16 protein-coding genes are annotated in these 18,780 nt (G+C 58.4%); 4 read left to right on the plus strand and 12 right to left on the minus strand.

Features of this window, described 5'->3' with window-relative positions:
• Positions 1-56: 56 nt before the first annotated feature.
• The 7 genes from sigX to ppsA form a co-directional block, all read right to left on the minus strand.
• The gene (gene sigX / locus ACWKV9_RS14455; RefSeq protein ID WP_483836794.1) at positions 57-647 is read right to left on the minus strand and encodes an RNA polymerase sigma factor SigX; all 591 of its coding nucleotides are present in this window, start codon (positions 645-647) and stop codon (positions 57-59) included.
• Between the two features lie 87 nt (positions 648-734).
• A complete protein-coding gene (locus ACWKV9_RS14460; protein WP_483836795.1) occupies positions 735-1,559 on the minus strand; it encodes a mechanosensitive ion channel family protein in 825 nt (274 codons plus the stop codon).
• 2 nt (positions 1,560-1,561) lie between these two features.
• Positions 1,562-1,810 (minus strand): CrfX protein, encoded by a 249-nt coding sequence (locus tag ACWKV9_RS14465; protein ID WP_483836796.1) that lies wholly within the window; start codon positions 1,808-1,810, stop codon positions 1,562-1,564.
• A 98-nt stretch (positions 1,811-1,908) separates the two neighbouring features.
• On the minus strand, positions 1,909-2,904 hold the full coding sequence (locus tag ACWKV9_RS14470; RefSeq protein ID WP_483836797.1) for a zinc transporter ZntB: 996 nt from the start codon (positions 2,902-2,904) through the stop codon (positions 1,909-1,911).
• Between the two features lie 27 nt (positions 2,905-2,931).
• Positions 2,932-3,420 (minus strand): ribonuclease E activity regulator RraA, encoded by a 489-nt coding sequence (rraA, locus tag ACWKV9_RS14475; RefSeq protein WP_483836798.1) that lies wholly within the window; start codon positions 3,418-3,420, stop codon positions 2,932-2,934.
• Between the two features lie 186 nt (positions 3,421-3,606).
• Positions 3,607-4,599, minus strand: coding sequence for an alpha/beta fold hydrolase (locus ACWKV9_RS14480; protein WP_483836799.1), 993 nt, complete (start codon positions 4,597-4,599; stop codon positions 3,607-3,609).
• A gap of 161 nt (positions 4,600-4,760) precedes the next feature.
• The gene (ppsA, locus tag ACWKV9_RS14485; RefSeq protein ID WP_483836800.1) at positions 4,761-7,136 is read right to left on the minus strand and encodes a phosphoenolpyruvate synthase; all 2,376 of its coding nucleotides are present in this window, start codon (positions 7,134-7,136) and stop codon (positions 4,761-4,763) included.
• A 182-nt stretch (positions 7,137-7,318) separates the two neighbouring features.
• Here ppsA and ppsR point away from each other — a divergent pair, with 182 nt between their 5' ends.
• Positions 7,319-8,137, plus strand: a complete 819-nt coding sequence (ppsR, locus tag ACWKV9_RS14490; RefSeq protein WP_483836801.1) for a posphoenolpyruvate synthetase regulatory kinase/phosphorylase PpsR — start codon at positions 7,319-7,321, stop codon at positions 8,135-8,137.
• Positions 8,138-8,263: 126 nt separating this feature from the next.
• Here the strand turns inward: ppsR and prpF are convergent, their stop codons facing one another.
• From prpF to ACWKV9_RS14515, 5 genes are all read right to left on the minus strand, one after another.
• Entirely contained in the window at positions 8,264-9,454 is a 1,191-nt protein-coding gene (gene prpF, locus ACWKV9_RS14495) for a 2-methylaconitate cis-trans isomerase PrpF (protein WP_483836802.1), read from the minus strand.
• Between the two features lie 138 nt (positions 9,455-9,592).
• Positions 9,593-12,184 carry a Fe/S-dependent 2-methylisocitrate dehydratase AcnD gene (gene acnD / locus ACWKV9_RS14500; RefSeq protein WP_483836899.1) on the minus strand — a complete coding sequence of 864 codons (2,592 nt, stop codon included), beginning with the start codon at positions 12,182-12,184 and terminating at the stop codon, positions 9,593-9,595.
• A 268-nt stretch (positions 12,185-12,452) separates the two neighbouring features.
• Positions 12,453-13,580, minus strand: a complete 1,128-nt coding sequence (gene prpC, locus ACWKV9_RS14505; protein ID WP_483836803.1) for a bifunctional 2-methylcitrate synthase/citrate synthase — start codon at positions 13,578-13,580, stop codon at positions 12,453-12,455.
• A 186-nt stretch (positions 13,581-13,766) separates the two neighbouring features.
• Positions 13,767-14,660 carry a methylisocitrate lyase gene (gene prpB, locus ACWKV9_RS14510; RefSeq protein ID WP_483836804.1) on the minus strand — a complete coding sequence of 298 codons (894 nt, stop codon included), beginning with the start codon at positions 14,658-14,660 and terminating at the stop codon, positions 13,767-13,769.
• Positions 14,657-15,370, minus strand: a complete 714-nt coding sequence (locus tag ACWKV9_RS14515; protein ID WP_483836805.1) for a GntR family transcriptional regulator — start codon at positions 15,368-15,370, stop codon at positions 14,657-14,659. The genes prpB and ACWKV9_RS14515 overlap by 4 nt, the downstream gene beginning before the upstream one ends.
• A gap of 296 nt (positions 15,371-15,666) precedes the next feature.
• Here ACWKV9_RS14515 and rloA point away from each other — a divergent pair, with 296 nt between their 5' ends.
• From rloA to ACWKV9_RS14530, 3 genes are read left to right on the plus strand one after another with little or no spacing between them, the layout of a single operon-like run.
• Positions 15,667-16,200 carry a retropepsin-like aspartic peptidase RloA gene (rloA, locus tag ACWKV9_RS14520; RefSeq protein ID WP_483836900.1) on the plus strand — a complete coding sequence of 178 codons (534 nt, stop codon included), beginning with the start codon at positions 15,667-15,669 and terminating at the stop codon, positions 16,198-16,200.
• Positions 16,201-16,204: 4 nt separating this feature from the next.
• Positions 16,205-17,755 carry an osmotic stress tolerance membrane protein RloB gene (gene rloB / locus ACWKV9_RS14525; RefSeq protein WP_483836806.1) on the plus strand — a complete coding sequence of 517 codons (1,551 nt, stop codon included), beginning with the start codon at positions 16,205-16,207 and terminating at the stop codon, positions 17,753-17,755.
• Positions 17,755-18,723, plus strand: a complete 969-nt coding sequence (locus ACWKV9_RS14530; protein WP_483836901.1) for an alpha-L-glutamate ligase-like protein — start codon at positions 17,755-17,757, stop codon at positions 18,721-18,723. Before rloB ends, ACWKV9_RS14530 begins: the two co-directional genes overlap by 1 nt.
• Positions 18,724-18,780: the final 57 nt, after the last annotated feature.

Consider the following 18,780-nt stretch of genomic DNA (forward strand, 5'->3'; position numbering starts at 1 on the left):
AACTCATCGGCAAGTCTATCAGAACTTGCCTGCTCGTTAGAGATATTTGCACCGAGTTAAGTTTCGGTAACGCCTGCAAATTTCTCACGTAATTTATCAAGTGCCCTTTTGTATCGCATTTTCGTGGCACTCAGGCCCATGTGCATGATGTCTGCGATCTCTTGAAACTCAAGTTCGGCGACGAATCGCAGGACCAGAATCTCCCGATCAATCGGGTTCACATACACAAGCCAGCGATCAAGCCCACCTTTCTCATCCGGCTTGGGCGTCTTGTCTTCAGACGCTTCTTCCAGCGGATCCAGGCTCAGGGCATCCATCAATCGCCGCTTCCTTCGCTCCTTACGGTACTGCGTGATGCATTCGTTGTACGTAATGCTGTAGAGCCAGGTTTTGAATTTCGATTTACCCTCGAAATTCTTCAAGCCATACAACACCTTAAGCATCACTTCCTGACAGACATCGTCAGCATCGCGATCGTTCCCTAAATAACGTGCACAGACGTTAAAAAGTGTTCTCTGATAGCGACGCATCAGCTCTTCATAAGCCCGCGTCACATGGAACAGCTCGTCATGCGCGCGCGCGACCAACTCCTCATCAGAGAGCTCGCGGGGATCATAGCGCAGGGAGAGCGGTTGGGGTCTATTCAAAACAAGTCGTGCCGACAGTCAGGTGAATGTCCGCCACCCCGGAAACTCCAGGATTTTGCGGCGGCATACATTAGCAGATTCGCCGGTTCAGCGGCTGCTCACTCGCTGCTCGAGAAGGACTCGGTTGGACATTGACACCAACTCCCCTTCATCGGTCAGCAGGGTGGTTTTCACCGTGCCAATCTCTTCGATCTGCCCTTCGACCTCGCCAACACGCACTTGTTGCCCTACCTGGTACAACTCCCGCACATAAATTCCTGCCAGTATCTGGCCCGCGATTTCGCGGCTACCCAAACCCATTGCCAGCGCAACCGCCAGACCAACGGTAATCAAACCAATGACAATGACGTGGTTCAGCAGGTCGGTTTTGACCTCAAGCTGACTGATCGCCACCGAAATACTGATGATGATCACAAGCCACTGAGCCAAACGCCCCAGGCCTGCCGAGTAATCCAGACCTACGCCTTCTGCTGCGCCGCGAACAATCCCGTTCACCAATTGCGCCAGCAGTACACCGACCAACAACACCAGCGCCGCGCCAAAAACCTTCGGCAGATACAGAGCCAGCATGTCCAGCGTCGCAGAAACCCGTTCCAGCCCAAGGGACTCTGCCGCCGACACCAGAAAAATCAACAGCACAAACCAGTAAACGATCTTGCCAATCAGCGTCGATATCGGAACCTGAACGCCAGCACGACTTAACAGCTTGGTCAGGCCAGTGCCACCCATCAAACGGTCGAGGCCAAGCTTGGCCAGCAATTTCGACAGCAGGGTGTCAAGCAGCTTGGCTACGACAAATCCCAGCAGTACGACAACCAGCGCTCCGAAGAGGTTCGGAATAAAATTCGCAACTTTGGTCCACAACGCAGTCATTGCTGTAACGAGGCTCTGCGTCCAGAGATCCAATTCCATATTCAATCAGCCTTGTCTGTAATACTGGCAAGCGTCGCCTTGCGACGTGAAACCGGAGAAACATGGGCCGAACCGTTATTCAGCGCGATCATCAACGCTTGAGAACAACGACCCAGCAATCCAAACAAATCACCTGCCCCGACCTGACGGTTGGCCGTTTTCAGAACACGACCCAGGCAAGCATCGTCATCCCGGCTGGAGGAAGACGAATTAAGCATGTCACGCAATGATTCTTCAAACGGATCGTGCATCGGGTATCTCTCGCAATGTCACTGAAAGACGCAGCCAAATTTGGAAGAGTCACAACTGCAATTTCACTGATGTAGGAAAAGGCCTACTCGAGCCCGTTTCAAACCCATCTTAAACGCCTGAACATCCACCACTGGCCCAGTGCAACGACCACCATCAAAGAGCATGCAATCAGGAAACCATAAGGATTATCCGAGCCCGGAATACCCCCCACGTTAATCCCCAGCAAACCCGTCAAAAAACTCATGGGCAGAAAGATTCCGGTGATGATTCCGAATCGATACATGGTTCTGTTCATGCGCTCGCTAAGCCGTCTATCTTCGGACTCGAGCACCAGCCCTACTCGCTCTCGACTCAATTCCAGCTCTTCAAGATAGCGAGTCAGACTGTTGTTCAGCTCGTTCCAGTAATCAGCATCGTCGACAACGAACCACGGCACTTTGATCCTGGTCAACTGCGCGTAGATTTCGCGCTGGGGAGCCAGAAAACGACGCAGCCCGGCCGCTCGCCGACGAATATGAAGCATCTTGCCGTGCTCTGGCACATGCCGTTCGTCGGCATCCATCGCTTCTTCCACTTCGTCGACCAGTTCAGTGAGTTCACTGACTACCATTTGCACCTTGTCGGTCAGGTATTGGGACAAATACAGAAGCAGCTCGGACGCGGTTTTCGGACCTTTGCCCTGACCAAGCAGCTCGATCAGCTCATCGGTTGCGCGCAACGAACGCAAGCGAAGGGAGATCACCTGCTGCGCGGCGGCGAAAATCCTTGCGGACACCATGTCTTCGGGCTCGGCACCGGGATTGAGGTTGACCCCGCGCAAGAACAGCAGCAATTCGTCATCCGGCAACGGCAACAATCTGGGACGCGTGTTCTCCTCAAGCAGCAAATCACAGACAAACTCACTAAGCCCACTGGCAGTGCGCAGCCAGGTCTGGGTTTGCGGATGACTGCGATCCCAGTGCAGCCACACGCTTTCGTGGGGCTGCAGTTGCAGACAATCAAGTTCAGTACGAGCGATCGAGCGCGAACCGCCTTTACCATCCAGTACAAGGGCGTGCAGCAAACCCCATTGCGCGTTTGTCTCGTCGAACATTCGGTGTCCTGTTTAATCGTTGACCGATCAGTCCGGCATCTTCAAAGGGCTGGGTGAGACGATGATGCCGTTGTTGTCGGCGTACACGTATTCTCCGGGGCGGAACGTCACGCCGGCGAAGGTCACGACGACATTGAGGTCGCCAATGCCGCGCTTGTCGGTCTTGAGTGGATGACTGGCAAGCGCTTGCACGCCCAGATCGGTCTGCGCGATGACATCGACGTCGCGAATGCAGCCGTAGATCACAATGCCTTCCCAGCCGCTTTTGGCAGCCTTCTCGGCCAACATGTCACCGAGCAACGCACGGCGTAACGAGCCACCCCCATCGACCACCAGCACCTTGCCCTTGCCGTTCTGGTCCACTTGTTCGCGCACCAGTGAGTTGTCTTCGAAACACTTAATGGTGACGATTTCGCCACCGAATGAATCACGACCACCGAAATTACTGAACATTGGCTCAACGACCGTAACCAGTTCAGGGTAGGCGTCGCACAAATCCGGAGTGAGGTAGTGCATGGGGTAACTCCTGTCAGTGATGAGCAAGGGTAAAGCTGTTTTGACAAGGCTCGTATGGCACCTGAATCGGACCACACTCAATCACGCATTGCTTCCATATAGATAGAACAATTTGCCGTCAGCCGGCGGGTGCGTCGTAGCTTAGCCGCAACTCACGCTCAGCGAAATGCTCAGCACGCCGCTCTGTCAGGCCGTCGCCGAGGCGTTCAGCGTAGATTCAGCAACCGGTGCCACCGCCGCCTGATTCAGCCAGTCCTGAACCAATGGCCAGACCTGGGTTTGCGCGGCTTTGCTGACCAGCATCTGCACATGATCGAAGTCCTCGGTAAAGCCTTGCTCACGGCCCAGACAAAGAAACTGTTTGCGTTCGCTGCCAAACTGCTCGAACAGCTCGCGACAGGCCCAAGACGGGTCTTGATGGTCGCCAGTTGCAGTTACCGCCAGCAATGGAACCTGAACCTGCTGCAACCCCGCCCACCAGTCTTCCTTCTTGTCACCGAAACGCCCGAACAGCCCGCGCCAGCTCATGCTTTCAAGGATCACGCCCATGGGCTCGTCCTCAGGCCCGCGCTTGAAACGCGACCCCGAAAAGTGCTCGAAACGCTTGAGCAGGATGCGCCCGGCCCATTGCACCGGGGGTATTTTCAGCGGCCAAAAATTGCGCGTGACCTGGCTGCCGAACAACGCCACAGACGCGGCCTGCTCGACACCGATGTAATGACCGCCGAGCGCAGCTGCCAATGTGATGCCGCCCAAGGAATGGCCGATCCAGTGAGGAATCTGGCCACTCTGCTCACGCACGAACGCGGCAATGGCCGGCAGATCGTATCGCGCGTAATCAGCGACGCGGTTATGGGGGTAGGCCTGATTACGTGCGGACAGGCCGTGGCCGCGCATCTCCGGGATCCAGACATCAAACCCGGCACGCGCCAGATAGGCGCCCAAGCCGATGCCCTTGGGTGAATACCAGAAACGACGATTGGAAAAACTGCCGTGCAAGAGGATGACCGGCACCCCTCGCACATCGGGGTTTGTAACCAGACCCAGGCGCGTGACGGCCAGCTCGACGGTGAAATCCAGACTGTTGCCGGGCTTTAAACGGTACACGTCCTCGATCAGGTCGCCACGGCGTTCGGCGCTGATCAAGGCCACGGGAAAAAGATCGCTGCTGCTTTGCATATCGTCTTGCTGGGCTCGGAAAGCTCATCGCCTGGGGCCTGTGATTAGACAGATAGCCGGCAGACGCTGAAAAAATCGCACAAAAAAGGGCGGTATCTGTGAAACCGCCCTTCCAAATAAACTGACCCACCGAAGTGGGCCAGCATTTTACCCAATTTCCATCAGGTCGGTGCGTCTTCTTCCGACAGGAAGAACCAGGTTTCCAGCACTGAGTCCGGGTTCAGGGAAACGCTTTCGATGCCCTGTTCCATCAGCCAGCGCGCCAGATCCGGATGATCGGACGGGCCCTGGCCGCAAATACCGATGTATTTGCCGGCCTTGTTACAGGCCTGAATAGCGTTGGACAACAGCTTCTTGACCGCCGGATTACGCTCATCGAACAGGTGCGCGATGATCCCGGAGTCACGGTCCAGACCCAAGGTCAGCTGGGTCAGGTCGTTGGAACCGATGGAGAAGCCGTCGAAGAACTCAAGGAACTCTTCAGCCAGAATCGCGTTGGACGGCAATTCGCACATCATGATGATGCGCAGACCGTTCTCGCCACGGGCCAGACCGTTTTCCGCCAGCAGGTCGATGACCTGACTCGCTTCGCCCAGGGTGCGCACGAACGGCACCATAATTTCGACGTTGGTCAGGCCCATCTCGTTGCGCACACGCTTGAGGGCGCGGCATTCCAGCTCGAAGCAGTCACGGAAGTTTTCGCTGATGTAGCGCGAAGCACCCCGGAAACCCAGCATCGGGTTTTCTTCTTCCGGCTCGTACAATTTGCCGCCGATCAGGTTGGCGTACTCGTTGGACTTGAAGTCCGACAAGCGCACGATGACCTTTTTCGGGGAAAACGCGGCGGCCAGCGTACTGATGCCTTCAACCAGCTTCTCGACGTAGAAACCGACGGGGTCGTCGTAACCGGCGATACGCTTGTCGACGCTGTCCTTGATGTCCTGCGGCAGGTTCGGGTAGTTAAGCAGCGCCTTGGGGTGCACGCCGATCATGCGGTTGATGATGAACTCCAGACGCGCCAGGCCGATACCGGCGTTGGGCAACTGGGCAAAATCGAACGCACGGTCGGGGTTGCCGACGTTCATCATGATCTTGAACGGCAGTTCGGGCATGGCATCAATGGAGTTCTGCTTGATGTCGAAACCCAACTCGCCTTCGAAGATGTAACCGGTGTCGCCTTCAGCGCAGGAGACGGTCACGCCCTGGCCGTCACGCAACAGCTGAGTTGCATTGCCACAACCGACGACAGCAGGAATGCCCAGTTCGCGGGCGATAATCGCCGCGTGACAGGTACGGCCGCCACGGTTGGTGACGATGGCACTGGCGCGTTTCATCACCGGTTCCCAGTCCGGGTCGGTCATGTCGGACACCAGCACGTCGCCCGGCTGGACTTTGTCCATTTCGGACACGTCCTTGATGATCCGGACCTTGCCCGCGCCGATGCGCTGACCGATGGCACGGCCTTCAACCAGCACGGTGCCCTTCTCTTTGAGCAGATAGCGTTCCATGACGTTGGCCGAGGTGCGGCTTTTCACGGTTTCAGGACGAGCCTGAACGATGTAGAGCTTGCCGTCGTCACCGTCTTTAGCCCACTCGATGTCCATCGGGCACTTGTAGTGCTTTTCGATGATCATCGCCTGACGGGCAAGGTTGCTGACTTCTTCATCGGTCAGGCAGAAACGCGCACGATCGGCGGCATCGACGTCGATCACCTTGACCGACTTGCCGGCCGTAGCCACTTCGCCGTAGATCATCTTGATCGCCTTGCTGCCCAGGTTGCGGCGCAGGATCGCCGGGCGACCGGCTTCAAGGGTTTGTTTGTGAACGTAGAATTCGTCCGGGTTAACCGCGCCTTGTACGACGGTTTCGCCCAGACCGTAGGCGCCGGTGATGAACACTACGTCACGGAAACCGGATTCGGTGTCCAGGGTGAACATCACGCCAGCTGTACCGGTTTCGGAGCGGACCATGCGCTGCACGCCAGCGGACAACGCGACCAGCTTGTGATCAAAACCCTGATGCACACGGTAGGAAATGGCGCGGTCGTTGAACAGTGAAGCGAAGACTTCCTTGGCCGCACGGATGACGTTCTCGACGCCGCGGATATTGAGGAAGGTTTCTTGTTGACCTGCGAAGGATGCGTCGGGCAAGTCTTCTGCGGTGGCAGAAGAACGCACAGCAACGGCGATGTCCGGATTGCCTGCCGACAGCTCGGCGAAGGCGACGCGGATTTCGGCGTTGAGTTTCTCGGGGAATTCAGCCTCCATGATCCACTGACGAATCTGCGCGCCGTTTTTGGCCAGGGCGTTGACGTCGTCGACATCAAGGGCATCGAGTGCCGCGTGTATCTGATCGTTCAGACCACTCTGCTCAAGAAAGTCACGATAGGCTTGAGCTGTAGTGGCAAAGCCACCGGGGACCGAAACACCGGCGCCCGCGAGGTTACTGATCATCTCGCCGAGGGATGCGTTCTTGCCCCCTACGTGCTCAACATCGTCCTTGCCGAGCTTATCGAGGGAAACTACGTACTCTACCAAGGTGATCTCTCCACTAACCGATTGTTGTTGGGAAAAGCTTCGGTGCTCAAACCCTTATAAAGGCGGCTCGTTGCACGGGTTGGTCTGGATCTGGATTACAGGTAAGAATGCGGTCAGGTCATGGCCCGCAAACGCGCCTATGATATCCAACAATCGTCACCAGCTTAAGGCCCAGAGCGCAAATGAAACGATCCGCTTTCTTCATCTCCGACGGCACCGGCATTACGGCCGAAACCCTGGGCCAGAGCCTGTTGGCACAATTTGAAAACATTACCTTCAACAAGTTCACGCGCCCCTACATTGACAGCGTCGAGAAAGCGCGAGCAATGGTGCAGCAAATCAACAAGGCGGCCGAGAAAGACGAGGTGCGTCCGATCATCTTCGACACCATCGTCAATCAGGACATCCGCGAGATTCTGGCGACGTCCGACGGCTTCATGATCGATATTTTTTCGACCTTCCTGGCGCCGCTTGAGCAGGAGCTTAGTTCACACTCTTCCTACTCGGTGGGGAAATCGCATTCCATCGGTCACAACTCCAATTACATGGAACGCATCGAGGCGGTGAACTTCGCCCTGGACAACGACGACGGGGCTCGCACGCATTATTACGACAAGGCAGACATCATTCTGGTGGGTGTTTCACGCTGTGGGAAAACCCCTACTTGCCTGTACATGGCCATGCAATTCGGCATCCGCGCCGCCAACTATCCGCTGACCGAAGACGACATGGAGCGCCTTCAACTGCCGGCAGCGCTGAAGCAGCATCGCGACAAGTTGTTCGGCCTGACCATCGATCCGGATCGCCTCACCGCCATTCGGCACGAACGCAAACCCAACAGCCGGTATTCGAGCTACGCCCAATGCGAATTCGAGGTGCGCGAAGTGGAAAACCTGTTCCGCCGCGAGAACATCCCGAACATCAATTCCACTCACTTTTCCGTCGAGGAAATCTCAGCGAAAGTGCTGGTGGAGAAAGGCGTAGAGCGGCGTTTTAAATAAACCAGATGCGGCGACGCCCCCAGTAGGAGCGCGCTTGCCCGCGAAAGCGTTTTGTCAGTTACCCATTCTGTCGCTGACAAACCCTATTCGCGGGCAAGCGCGCTCCTACAAAGGGATTGGCGTCGATCAGACGACATCACCCGGCACCCGAACAAATCCCTCCATCAACACCCGCGCGCTGCGGCTCATGATGGCTTTTTTCACTGACCACTCACCATCCACCAGCACCGCTTGGGCTCCCACTCGCAAGGTGCCCGACGGATGCCCGAAACGTACCGCACTGCGCTCGCCGCCGCCCGCTGCCAGGTTCACCAGCGTGCCAGGAATCGCCGCCGCCGTGCCAATCGCCACCGCCGCCGTGCCCATCATCGCGTGGTGCAGTTTGCCCATGGACATTGCCCGCACCAGTAGATCGGTGTCCGACACCCCGACGCTTTTACCGCTGGACGACACGTACTCAGCCGGCGGCGCAACGAAGGCTACTTTCGGCGTGTGCTGACGTTTTGAGGCTTCATCGACGTCGGCAATCAGGCCCATTTTCAAGGCGCCATAGGCACGAATGGTCTCGAAACGGTTCAGCGCCTGCGGGTCACTATTGATCGCGTCCTGCAGTTCCGTGCCGGTGTAACCGATGTCGCCCGCGTTGACGAAGATGGTCGGGATACCGGCATTGATCATCGTCACTTTGAACGTGCCGACGCCGGGCACTTCCAGCTCATCCACCAGGTTGCCGGTGGGGAACATCGAGCCGCCTGCGCCCTCTTCCTCCGCCGCTGGGTCCATGAACTCCAACTGCACTTCGGCTGCGGGAAAGGTCACGCCGTCCAGTTCGAAATCACCGGTTTCCTGCACCGCACCGTCGGTGATCGGTACGTGGGCGATGATGGTCTTGCCGATGTTGGCCTGCCAGATGCGGATGACCGCGACGCCGTTATGCGGGATGCGATCGGCCGCCACCAGCCCGTTGCTGATGGCGTAAGGGCCGACCGCTGCCGACAGGTTGCCGCAGTTGCCGCTCCAGTCCACGAACGGCTCGTCGATGGACACCTGGCCGAACAGGTAATCGACGTCGTGATCCGCTTTAGTGCTTTTGGACAGGATCACGGTTTTGCTCGTACTCGACGTTGCGCCGCCCATGCCGTCGATCTGCTTGGCGTAGGGGTCCGGACTGCCAATGACGCGCAACAGCAAAGCATCGCGAGCAGCGCCCGGCACTTGTGCGGCTTCAGGCAAATCCTGCAGGCGGAAGAACACGCCCTTGCTGGTACCGCCACGCATGTAGGTGGCGGCGATTTTGATTTGTGCTGGGTGGGCCATAAAGATGCTTCCTATATATAAGCCACAAGAATTCCTGCGCCAGGCGCCTTCTGTAGGAGCGAACTTGTTCGCGAGACGTCGTGCCTGACACACCGCATCGTCCCGCTCGCCAACAAGTTGGCTCCTACAGAAATACGCTTAGGCGACGGCTGAAGACTCAAGGAAATCCTGGGCAAAGCGCTGCAACACACCGCCCGCCTCGTAGATCGACACTTCCTCACCGGTATCCAGACGGCAGGTCACCGGGACGTCAACGATCTCCCCGTTTCGGCGACGAATCACTAGGGTCAGCGTGGCGCCCGGTGTGCGTTCGCCAATGACGTCGTAGGTTTCCGTTCCGTCAATGCCAAGCGTGAGGCGATTGACCCCCGGCTTGAACTCCAGCGGTAGCACGCCCATGCCCACCAGATTGGTGCGGTGAATGCGTTCGAAGCCCTCGGCTGCGATCACTTCCACACCCGCCAGCCGCACGCCCTTGGCCGCCCAGTCCCGGGACGAACCCTGACCGTAATCGGCACCAGCAATGATAATCAGCGGCTGCTTGCGCGCCATATAGGTTTCGATGGCTTCCCACATGCGCGTGACCTGGCCTTCCGGCTCGACCCGTGCGAAGGAGCCCTGTTTGACCTTGCCGTCCTCCAGGACCATTTCGTTGAACAGCTTCGGGTTGGCAAACGTCGCACGCTGCGCGGTCAAGTGGTCGCCGCGATGGGTGGCGTAGGAGTTGAAATCCTCTTCCGGCACGCCCATGTGCGCCAAGTATTCGCCCGCCGCGCTGTCGAGCATGATCGCGTTGGACGGCGACAGGTGATCGGTAGTGATGTTGTCCGGCAGAACCGCCAACGGGCGCATGCCAGTGAGGGTGCGCTCACCGGCCAGCGCACCTTCCCAATACGGCGGGCGCCGAATGTAGGTGCTCATCGGCCGCCACTCATACAGCGGCGCCACTTTCGGGCCAGTGTCTTCGTGGATGGCGAACATCGGAATGTAGACCTGGCGGAACTGCTCCGGCTTGACCGAGGCCTTGACCACCGCGTCGATTTCTTCATCGGTGGGCCAGAGGTCTTTCAGGCGGATTTTCCTGCCGTCGACCACGCCCAGCACATCTTTCTCGATATCAAAGCGAATCGTCCCGGCAATGGCGTAGGCCACCACCAGTGGCGGCGAGGCGAGAAAAGCCTGCTTGGCATAAGGGTGAATGCGCCCGTCGAAGTTGCGATTGCCTGACAGCACCGCCGTGGCGTACAGGTCGCGGTCGATGATTTCCTGCTGGATCACCGGGTCCAGCGCGCCGGACATGCCATTGCAGGTGGTGCAGGCAAAGGCGACGACGCCGAAACCCAACTGCTCAAGTTCGGTGGTCAGGCCCGCTTCGTCCAGATACAGCGCGACGGTCTTGGAGCCCGGCGCCAGCGAGGATTTCACCCACGGTTTGCGAGTGAGGCCCAACCGATTGGCATTACGCGCCAAGAGCCCGGCGGCGATCACGTTGCGCGGATTGCTGGTGTTGGTGCAACTGGTGATGGCGGCAATGATCACCGCGCCGTCCGGCATCTGCCCTGGCACATCTTCCCACGCGCCGGAAATACCTTTGGCCGCAAGATCACTGGTCGCAACGCGGGCATGAGGGTTGGACGGCCCGGCCATGTTGCGCACGACGCTGGACAGGTCAAAGCTCAAAACCCGTTCGTACTCCACAGCGGTCAGGGTGTCCGCCCACAACCCGGCTTCTCTGGCGTAGGTTTCCACCAGCTTCACTTGCTCGTCCTCACGGCCTGTGAGCTTGAGATAGTCGATGGTCTGCTGGTCGATGGAGAACATCGCCGCCGTAGCGCCGTATTCCGGGGCCATGTTGGAAATGGTCGCGCGGTCGCCCAGGGTCAGGGCGCTGGCACCTTCGCCGTAGAACTCCAGCCAGGCGCCCACGACTTTTTGCTTGCGCAGGAATTCGGTCAGCGCCAGCACCACGTCGGTGGCGGTGATACCCGGTTGCGGACGGCCCGACAGGCTGACGCCGATGATGTCCGGCAGGCGCATCCACGAAGCGCGGCCGAGCATGACGTTCTCCGCCTCCAGCCCACCAACGCCAATGGCGACAACACCCAGGGCGTCGACGTGTGGCGTGTGGCTGTCAGTGCCGACCAGTGTGTCGGGGAAAGCCAGCCCACCTTGCACCTGAATCACCGGCGACATCCGCTCCAGATTGATCTGATGCATGATGCCGTTGCCTGGCGGGATGACTTCAACATTCTTGAACGCCTGTTTGGTCCAGTTGATGAAGTGAAATCGGTCCTCGTTGCGGCGGTCTTCGATGGCGCGGTTCTTGGTAAAGGCGTCCGGGTCGTAGCCGCCGCACTCCACCGCCAGCGAGTGATCGACGATCAACTGCACCGGCACCACGGGATTGACCTGCGCCGGATCGCCGCCCATGTCGGCAATCGCGTCACGCAAACCGGCCAGGTCCACCAGCGCGGTCTGTCCGAGGATGTCATGGCAAACCACGCGCGCGGGGAACCAAGGGAAGTCGAGGTCGCGTTTGCGCTCGATCAGTTGCGTCAGCGAGGCCTTCAAAGTGGCCGGGTTGCAGCGGCGCACCAGGTTTTCCGCCAGCACCCTAGAGGTGTACGGCAGCGTGGCGTAGGCACCGGGATGGATGGCATCGACCGCCGCGCGGGCGTCGAAATAATCCAGGTCGGTGCCGGGCAGGCGTTTTCTGTATTCAGTGTTCATCATCAGCACTCGGTCACGGTTATTTCAGAAGGCGGGGGCTGGCACCTGTAGGAGCGAACTTGTTCGCGAGCGCGTCAGGCCTGATGCACCGCGTCAAGCCTTCTCGCCAACAAGTTGGCTCCTACAGATTTCAAACTCACCTGTAGGAGCGAGCTTGTTCGCGAGCGCGTCAGGCCTGATGCACCGCGTCAAGCCTTCTCGCCAACAAGTTGGCTCCTACAGGGATGCTTCGCCTCAGTCAGTCCGGCGCAGCCTTCTCCTCACCCCTTCAGCGTTGTTCGATTGGCACGAACTTGCGCTGTTCGACGCCGATATATTCGGCGCTTGGACGGATAATGCGGTTGTTGGCACGCTGCTCAAACACATGCGCAGCCCAGCCGGTCAGGCGCGAGCAGACGAAAATCGGCGTGAACAGCGGCGTCGGGATGCCCATGAAGTGGTACGCCGAGGCATGGTAGAAGTCGGCATTGGGAAACAGCTTTTTCTGTTCCCACATGGTTTTGTCGATGGCTTCAGAGACCGGATACAGCACCGTGTCGCCCGCCTCGTCCGCCAGCTTCTTCGCCCAGCCCTTGATCACTTCGTTGCGCGGATCGTTGTCTTTATAGATCGCGTGGCCAAAGCCCATGATCTTGTCCTTGCGCTCCAGCATCCCGAGGGTGCCTTTGACCGCTTCATCGGCCGAAGCGAATTTTTCGATCATCGCCATGGCTGCCTCGTTGGCGCCGCCGTGCAGCGGGCCGCGCAAGGTGCCGATGGCGGCGGTGATGCACGAATACAGATCAGACAGGGTCGACGCGCAAACCCGAGCGGTGAAAGTCGAGGCGTTGAATTCGTGCTCTGCGTAGAGGATCAGCGACACACTCATGACCTTGCGGTGCAGCTCGCTCGGGGTCTTGTCCAGCAGCAGCTTGAGAAAATGGCCTCCGATGGAAGCTTCATCGGTCACGCAATCAATGCGTTTACCGTCGTGGCTGAACCGATACCAGTAGCACATGATCGCCGGGAAGGCGGCCAGCATGCGGTCGGTGGCGTCGTGCTGCTGACCGAAGTTTTCTTCGGGCTCAAGGTTGCCAAGCATCGACGCGCCGGTGCGCATGACGTCCATGGGATGGGTATCAGCCGGAATGCGTTCGAGCACTTCTTTGAGCGCTTGCGGCAGGTCGCGAAGGCCCTGGAGTTTTTTCAAATAGGCGTCCAGCTCGCTCTGGTTCGGCAGGTTGCCGTAAAGCAGCAGGTAGGCCACTTCTTCAAACTGCGCATCTGCTGCCAGTTCGCGGACGTCGTAACCTCGATACGTCAGACCAGCCCCGGCCTGCCCGACGGTCGACAATGCAGTCTGCCCCGCAACTTGGCCCCGCAGGCCAGCACCGCTCAATACTTTTCCTTCAGCCATTGCTGTCTCCAATCTTGAATTTGTTAGGGATTTGGCAATTCGTTCGTTCTATGAATAGGGACTCGTGGGAGCGGACCTGTCCGCGAAGACAATCGTTTGTCCGACAGACAGATGCCGGATGTACCGGCCTCTTCGCGGACAGGTCCGCTCCCACGGGGGATCATCGGTTGATCCATGTTGAGTGTTTCAGCTCTTCTTCTGCGCAAACAACGCATCGAGTTTCTGCTCGAAGACGTGGTAGTCGATGCGCTCGTACAGCTCCATGCGGGTTTGCATGGTATCGACGACGTTCTGCTGGGTGCCGTCGCGGCGGATCGCGTTGTAGACGTTTTCGGCCGCCTTGTTCATGGCACGGAACGCCGACAGCGGATACAACACCAGCGCCACTTCGGCGGCTTTCAGTTCGTCGGTGGTGAACAGCGGCGTCGCACCGAACTCGGTGATATTGGCCAGAATCGGCGCCTTCACGCGGCTGGCAAACAGCTTGTACATCTCAAGCTCGGTGATCGCTTCCGGGAACACCATGTCCGCGCCGGCTTCGATGCACGCGGCGGCACGATCCAGCGCCGATTCCAGGCCTTCGACGGCTAGCGCATCGGTACGCGCCATGATCACGAAGCTCTCGTCGGTGCGCGCGTCCACTGCCGCCTTGATGCGGTCGACCATCTCCTGCTGCGAAACGATTTCCTTGCCCGGACGATGACCGCAGCGCTTGGCGCCGACCTGATCTTCGATGTGCATCGCTGCTGCGCCGAACTTGATCATCGACCGGACCGTGCGCGCCACGTTAAACGCCGAGGCGCCGAAACCGGTGTCGACGTCCACCAGCAGCGGCAGATCGCAGACGTCAGTGATGCGGCGAACATCAGTGAGCACATCATCCAGCCCGGTAATCCCCAGGTCCGGCACGCCAAGTGAGCCTGCCGCCACGCCGCCGCCAGACAGGTAAATAGCTTTGAAACCGGCGCGCTGGGCCAGCAATGCGTGATTGGCGTTAATCGTGCCGACCACTTGCAGCGGATGTTCGCTGGCCACGGCATCGCGGAAACGTTGGCCGGGAGTGCTTCTGATCAGACTCATTTTTCTTTTTCACCTCGGGCAGGCGCAGCGTGATAGTGCTGCTCAATGTTGCGTTTCGACGCGCCGATATGGCGGCGCATCAACAATTCGGCCAATTCGCCATCACGGTCGGCGATGGCGTCGAGAATGCGGTGGTGTTCGGCAAACGCCTGACGCGGACGGTTAGGCGTGGTGGAAAACTGAATCCGGTACATGCGCACCAATTGATACAGCTCGCCGCAGAGCATCTGGGTCAGCGTGCTGTTGCCCGCGCCCTGAATGATTCGGTAGTGGAAATCGAAGTCGCCTTCCTGCTGGTAATAACCCACGCCAGCCTGGAACGCCGTATCGCGCTCGTGGGTTTCGAGCACCGCGCGCAGTTCGTCGATTTCAACTTGGGTCATACGTTCGGCGGCCAGACGACAGGCCATGCCTTCGAGGGACTCACGGATTTCGTACAGCTCGACCAGTTCGGCATGGCTGAGCGAAACGACTCGGGCGCCAACATGGGGAATGCGCACCAAAAGGCGCTGACCTTCAAGGCGGTGAATGGCCTCACGCAGCGGACCACGGCTGATGCCATAGGTGCGCGCCAGTTCTGGTTCGGAGATCTTGCTGCCAGGCTTGATATCGCCTTTGACGATAGCGGCCTGAATGCGCCGGAAGACATTTTCGGACAGTGTTTCCGATTCGTCGTGGGCGGGAGGAAGAATTTCTGCGGTATCCAACATTGTTGACACCTTTTAAATTTATAGCGCTAAAGCTAGCCAATTCGCCCTGAATAGTCAAAGCCAAAAACACAATTGTCGACAGTGTGCTTTGTAGGAGCGCGCTTGCCCGCGAAAAATTTGCGCATCGGATAGATACCCTCCAGCAGTAGCAACCTTCGCGGGCAAGCGCGCTCCTACAGAGCTGTCCAGGTTCGGGGGATTTTCCGGAGCGGCAAAACCTTCATGCTAGAATGCGTCGCGCCGCTGCCCCGACTTCACGACGGCTGCTTGACCCCTTTGTTACCTTGCCAGGACTTATGAGCCTCAACCCCTTCCTTATTGTGCTGTGCCTGCTGCTGCCCGGCATGAGCCTCGCCGCCGAAAAGACCGTCTACGGCCTCAATGAGTACGCAGAGCTTGCAGACATCGATTTGCAAGTGGCCGCTAAACTCGACACCGGCGCAAAAACCGCGTCCCTCAGTGCGCGCGACATCAAGCGTTTCAAGCGTGACGGCGAATCCTGGGTGCGCTTCTACCTGGCCATCGACGATGCCCACGCACATCCGATCGAGCGGCCTCTGGCGCGGGTCAGCAAAATCAAGCGGCGCGCGGGCGACATCGACCCCGATGACGAGAAAAAATACACCGCTCGGCCTGTTATCAGCCTGAATGTGTGCATGGGTTCAGCTTTAAGAACCGTGGAAGTGAACTTGACCGACCGAAGTGCATTCCAATACCCGCTTTTGATTGGCTCCGAAGCCCTGAAACACTTCGATGCGCTGGTCGATCCCGGCCTTAAATACGCAGCAGGCAAACCAGCCTGTGCGACCGATGCTTTAACCGCAGAGTAACTACATGCGCGCGCTTACCCTCCATCTGAAAATCCTGATCACAATCCTGGTAGGACTGGGTATTGCGATCACGGCCTATCAGATACTGGTTCTCGGGATTCCGGTGACCGAAGACGAAACCGACGACTTGTGGAACATCGACGCCAAGGTCGAGTTCGTCGCCAATCCCAAAGACCCGGTCAAGATCCAGATGTTCGTCCCGCCCCTGGCCCGAGACTACATCAGCCTCAATGAGAGCTTTATCTCCAACAATTACGGTGTCAGCGTCAATCGCGCCGATGGCAACCGCAAGGTCACCTGGTCCGCGCGACGTGCCACTGGCAATCAGACCTTGTATTACCGACTGGTCCTGACCAAGCGCTACAGCGGCGAAAAAGCCAAGGTCAAAGGCCCTATCTTTCGCGACAGCATCGTCGTCGAAGGTCCTGAGAAAATCGCCGCCGACGCCCTGCTTGCGCCCATTCGCCAGCACTCGGCTGACGTCGAGACGTTCGTCACCGAAGCCATCAAGCGCGTCAACAACCTGAGCGACGACAACGTCAAGCTGCTGCTGGCCGGCGATACATCAGTGGCCAACAAGGCGCGTATTACTGAAATCCTGCTGTCCATTGCCCATGTGCCGGTCGAGAAGGTGCACACCATTCGCCTGGTGGCCGATCAGCCGCAAACACCTGAACTGTGGCTGCGCAGCTTCAATGGCAAGGACTGGCTGTATTTCAATCCGGACACCGGCGAGGCAGGCCTGCCACAGGACCGTTTGCTGTGGTGGATCGGCGATGAAAACCTGATTTCGGTGGAGGGTGGTAAAAAAGCCACGGTCAATTTCAGCCTGAACAACAGCGAGATGAACGCCATCCGCCTGGCCAAGCTGACCGACGAAAACACCGACGCCGACTTTCTGGAGTACTCGCTGTACGGACTGCCGCTGCAGACCCAGCAGACCTTCATGATCATGGTGATGATCCCGATTGGCGTGTTGGTGATCCTGATCCTGCGCAACCTGATCGGCCTGCAAACCCTCGGCACCTTCACCCCGGTGCTGATTGCGCTGGCGTTCAGGGAAACGCAACTGGGCTTCGGCATTGTGCTGTTCACGATCATTACTGCGCTCGGGCTGTCACTGCGCTCCTATCTGGAGCATCTCAAGCTGCAAATGCTGCCGCGTCTGTCGGTGGTGCTGACGTTCGTGGTGGTGCTGATTGCCGCCATCAGCCTGTTCAGCCATAAGCTGGGCCTGGAGCGCGGCCTTTCGGTGGCGCTGTTCCCGATGGTGATTCTGACCATGACCATCGAACGCCTGTCGATCACCTGGGAAGAACGCGGCGGCGGCCATGCCATGAAAGTCGCCATCGGCACGCTGTTTGCTGCATCCCTGGCGCACATCATCATGAGCGTGCCGGAGCTGATCTATTTCGTGTTCACCTTCCCGGCGGTGCTACTGATTCTGGTGGGCTTCATGCTGGCAATGGGTCGCTACCGCGGCTATCGCTTGACCGAACTGATCCGTTTCAAAGCATTCATCAAAGAAGATGAAGCGAGGGAAGACGCCAAATGATCGGATGGTGGAAAACCTGGAAGGCACTGGAAGCCAAGGGGATCATGGGCATCAACCGGCGTAATGCCGATTACGTGCTCAAGTACAACAAGCGCAGCCTCTACCCTATCGTCGATGACAAGATCATCACCAAGGAACGGGCCATCGCTGCCGGCATGCACGTGCCGGAGATGTACGGGATCATTTCCACCGAAAAAGAAATCAGCAAGCTGGACCAGATCATCGGCGGGCGCAGCGATTTCGTGGTCAAGCCCGCACAAGGGGCTGGCGGCGACGGCATCCTGGTGATCGCCGATCGTTTTGAAGATCGGTACCGCACCATTTCCGGCCGGATCATCAGCCATGATGAGATCGAGCATCAGATTTCCAGCATCCTCACCGGCCTGTATTCTCTGGGCGGGCATCGCGATCGAGCGCTGATCGAATACCGGGTGACCCCCGATCAGATTTTCAAAAGCATCAGCTACGAGGGCGTTCCGGACATCCGGATTATCGTGTTGATGGGCTACCCGGTGATGGCGATGTTGCGCTTGCCAACCCGACAGTCCGGCGGCAAGGCCAATCTGCATCAGGGCGCGATCGGGGTCGGCGTCGACCTTGCGACCGGCACGACCCTGCGCGGCACCTGGCTGAACAACATCATCAGCAAACACCCGGACACCACCAACGCGGTGGATGGCGTGCAACTGCCCAACTGGACCGGTTTCATGAAGCTGGCCGCTGAATGCTATGAGCTGTGTGGACTGGGTTACATCGGCGTGGACATGGTGCTGGACCAGGAACGCGGTCCCTTGATTCTGGAACTCAACGCCCGCCCCGGCCTGAACATCCAGATCGCTAACGATTGCGGCCTGACCCATCGCACCCGCGCGGTGGAAGACCGCCTCGACATGTTCGCCCTGAATGGTCGAGTAGAAAGCCCGGAAGAGCGCGTGCAGTTCGTGCAGGAGTTGTTTGGGCATGTTTGAGTCATGACCTTTCGCGAATCCTTACATAGAAGCTTACAATCGCCCTCCCCGCGCTCC

The organism is Pseudomonas corni, assembly GCF_057128765.1.

Excerpts from the sequence above, each read along its gene's own strand:
- ACWKV9_RS14460 (WP_483836795.1), bottom strand. The coding sequence starts at position 1,559 with ATGGAATTGGATCTCTGGACGCAGAGCCTCGTTACAGCAATGACTGCG.
- ACWKV9_RS14465 (WP_483836796.1), bottom strand. The coding sequence starts at position 1,810 with ATGCACGATCCGTTTGAAGAATCATTGCGTGACATGCTTAATTCGTCT.
- ACWKV9_RS14470 (WP_483836797.1), bottom strand. The coding sequence starts at position 2,904 with ATGTTCGACGAGACAAACGCGCAATGGGGTTTGCTGCACGCCCTTGTA.
- rraA (WP_483836798.1), bottom strand. The coding sequence starts at position 3,420 with ATGCACTACCTCACTCCGGATTTGTGCGACGCCTACCCTGAACTGGTT.
- ACWKV9_RS14480 (WP_483836799.1), bottom strand. The coding sequence starts at position 4,599 with ATGCAAAGCAGCAGCGATCTTTTTCCCGTGGCCTTGATCAGCGCCGAA.
- ppsR (WP_483836801.1), top strand. The coding sequence starts at position 7,319 with ATGAAACGATCCGCTTTCTTCATCTCCGACGGCACCGGCATTACGGCC.
- prpF (WP_483836802.1), bottom strand. The coding sequence starts at position 9,454 with ATGGCCCACCCAGCACAAATCAAAATCGCCGCCACCTACATGCGTGGC.
- acnD (WP_483836899.1), bottom strand. The coding sequence starts at position 12,184 with ATGAACACTGAATACAGAAAACGCCTGCCCGGCACCGACCTGGATTAT.
- prpC (WP_483836803.1), bottom strand. The coding sequence starts at position 13,580 with ATGGCTGAAGGAAAAGTATTGAGCGGTGCTGGCCTGCGGGGCCAAGTT.
- prpB (WP_483836804.1), bottom strand. The coding sequence starts at position 14,660 with ATGAGTCTGATCAGAAGCACTCCCGGCCAACGTTTCCGCGATGCCGTG.
- ACWKV9_RS14515 (WP_483836805.1), bottom strand. The coding sequence starts at position 15,370 with ATGTTGGATACCGCAGAAATTCTTCCTCCCGCCCACGACGAATCGGAA.
- rloA (WP_483836900.1), top strand. The coding sequence starts at position 15,667 with ATGAGCCTCAACCCCTTCCTTATTGTGCTGTGCCTGCTGCTGCCCGGC.
- rloB (WP_483836806.1), top strand. The coding sequence starts at position 16,205 with ATGCGCGCGCTTACCCTCCATCTGAAAATCCTGATCACAATCCTGGTA.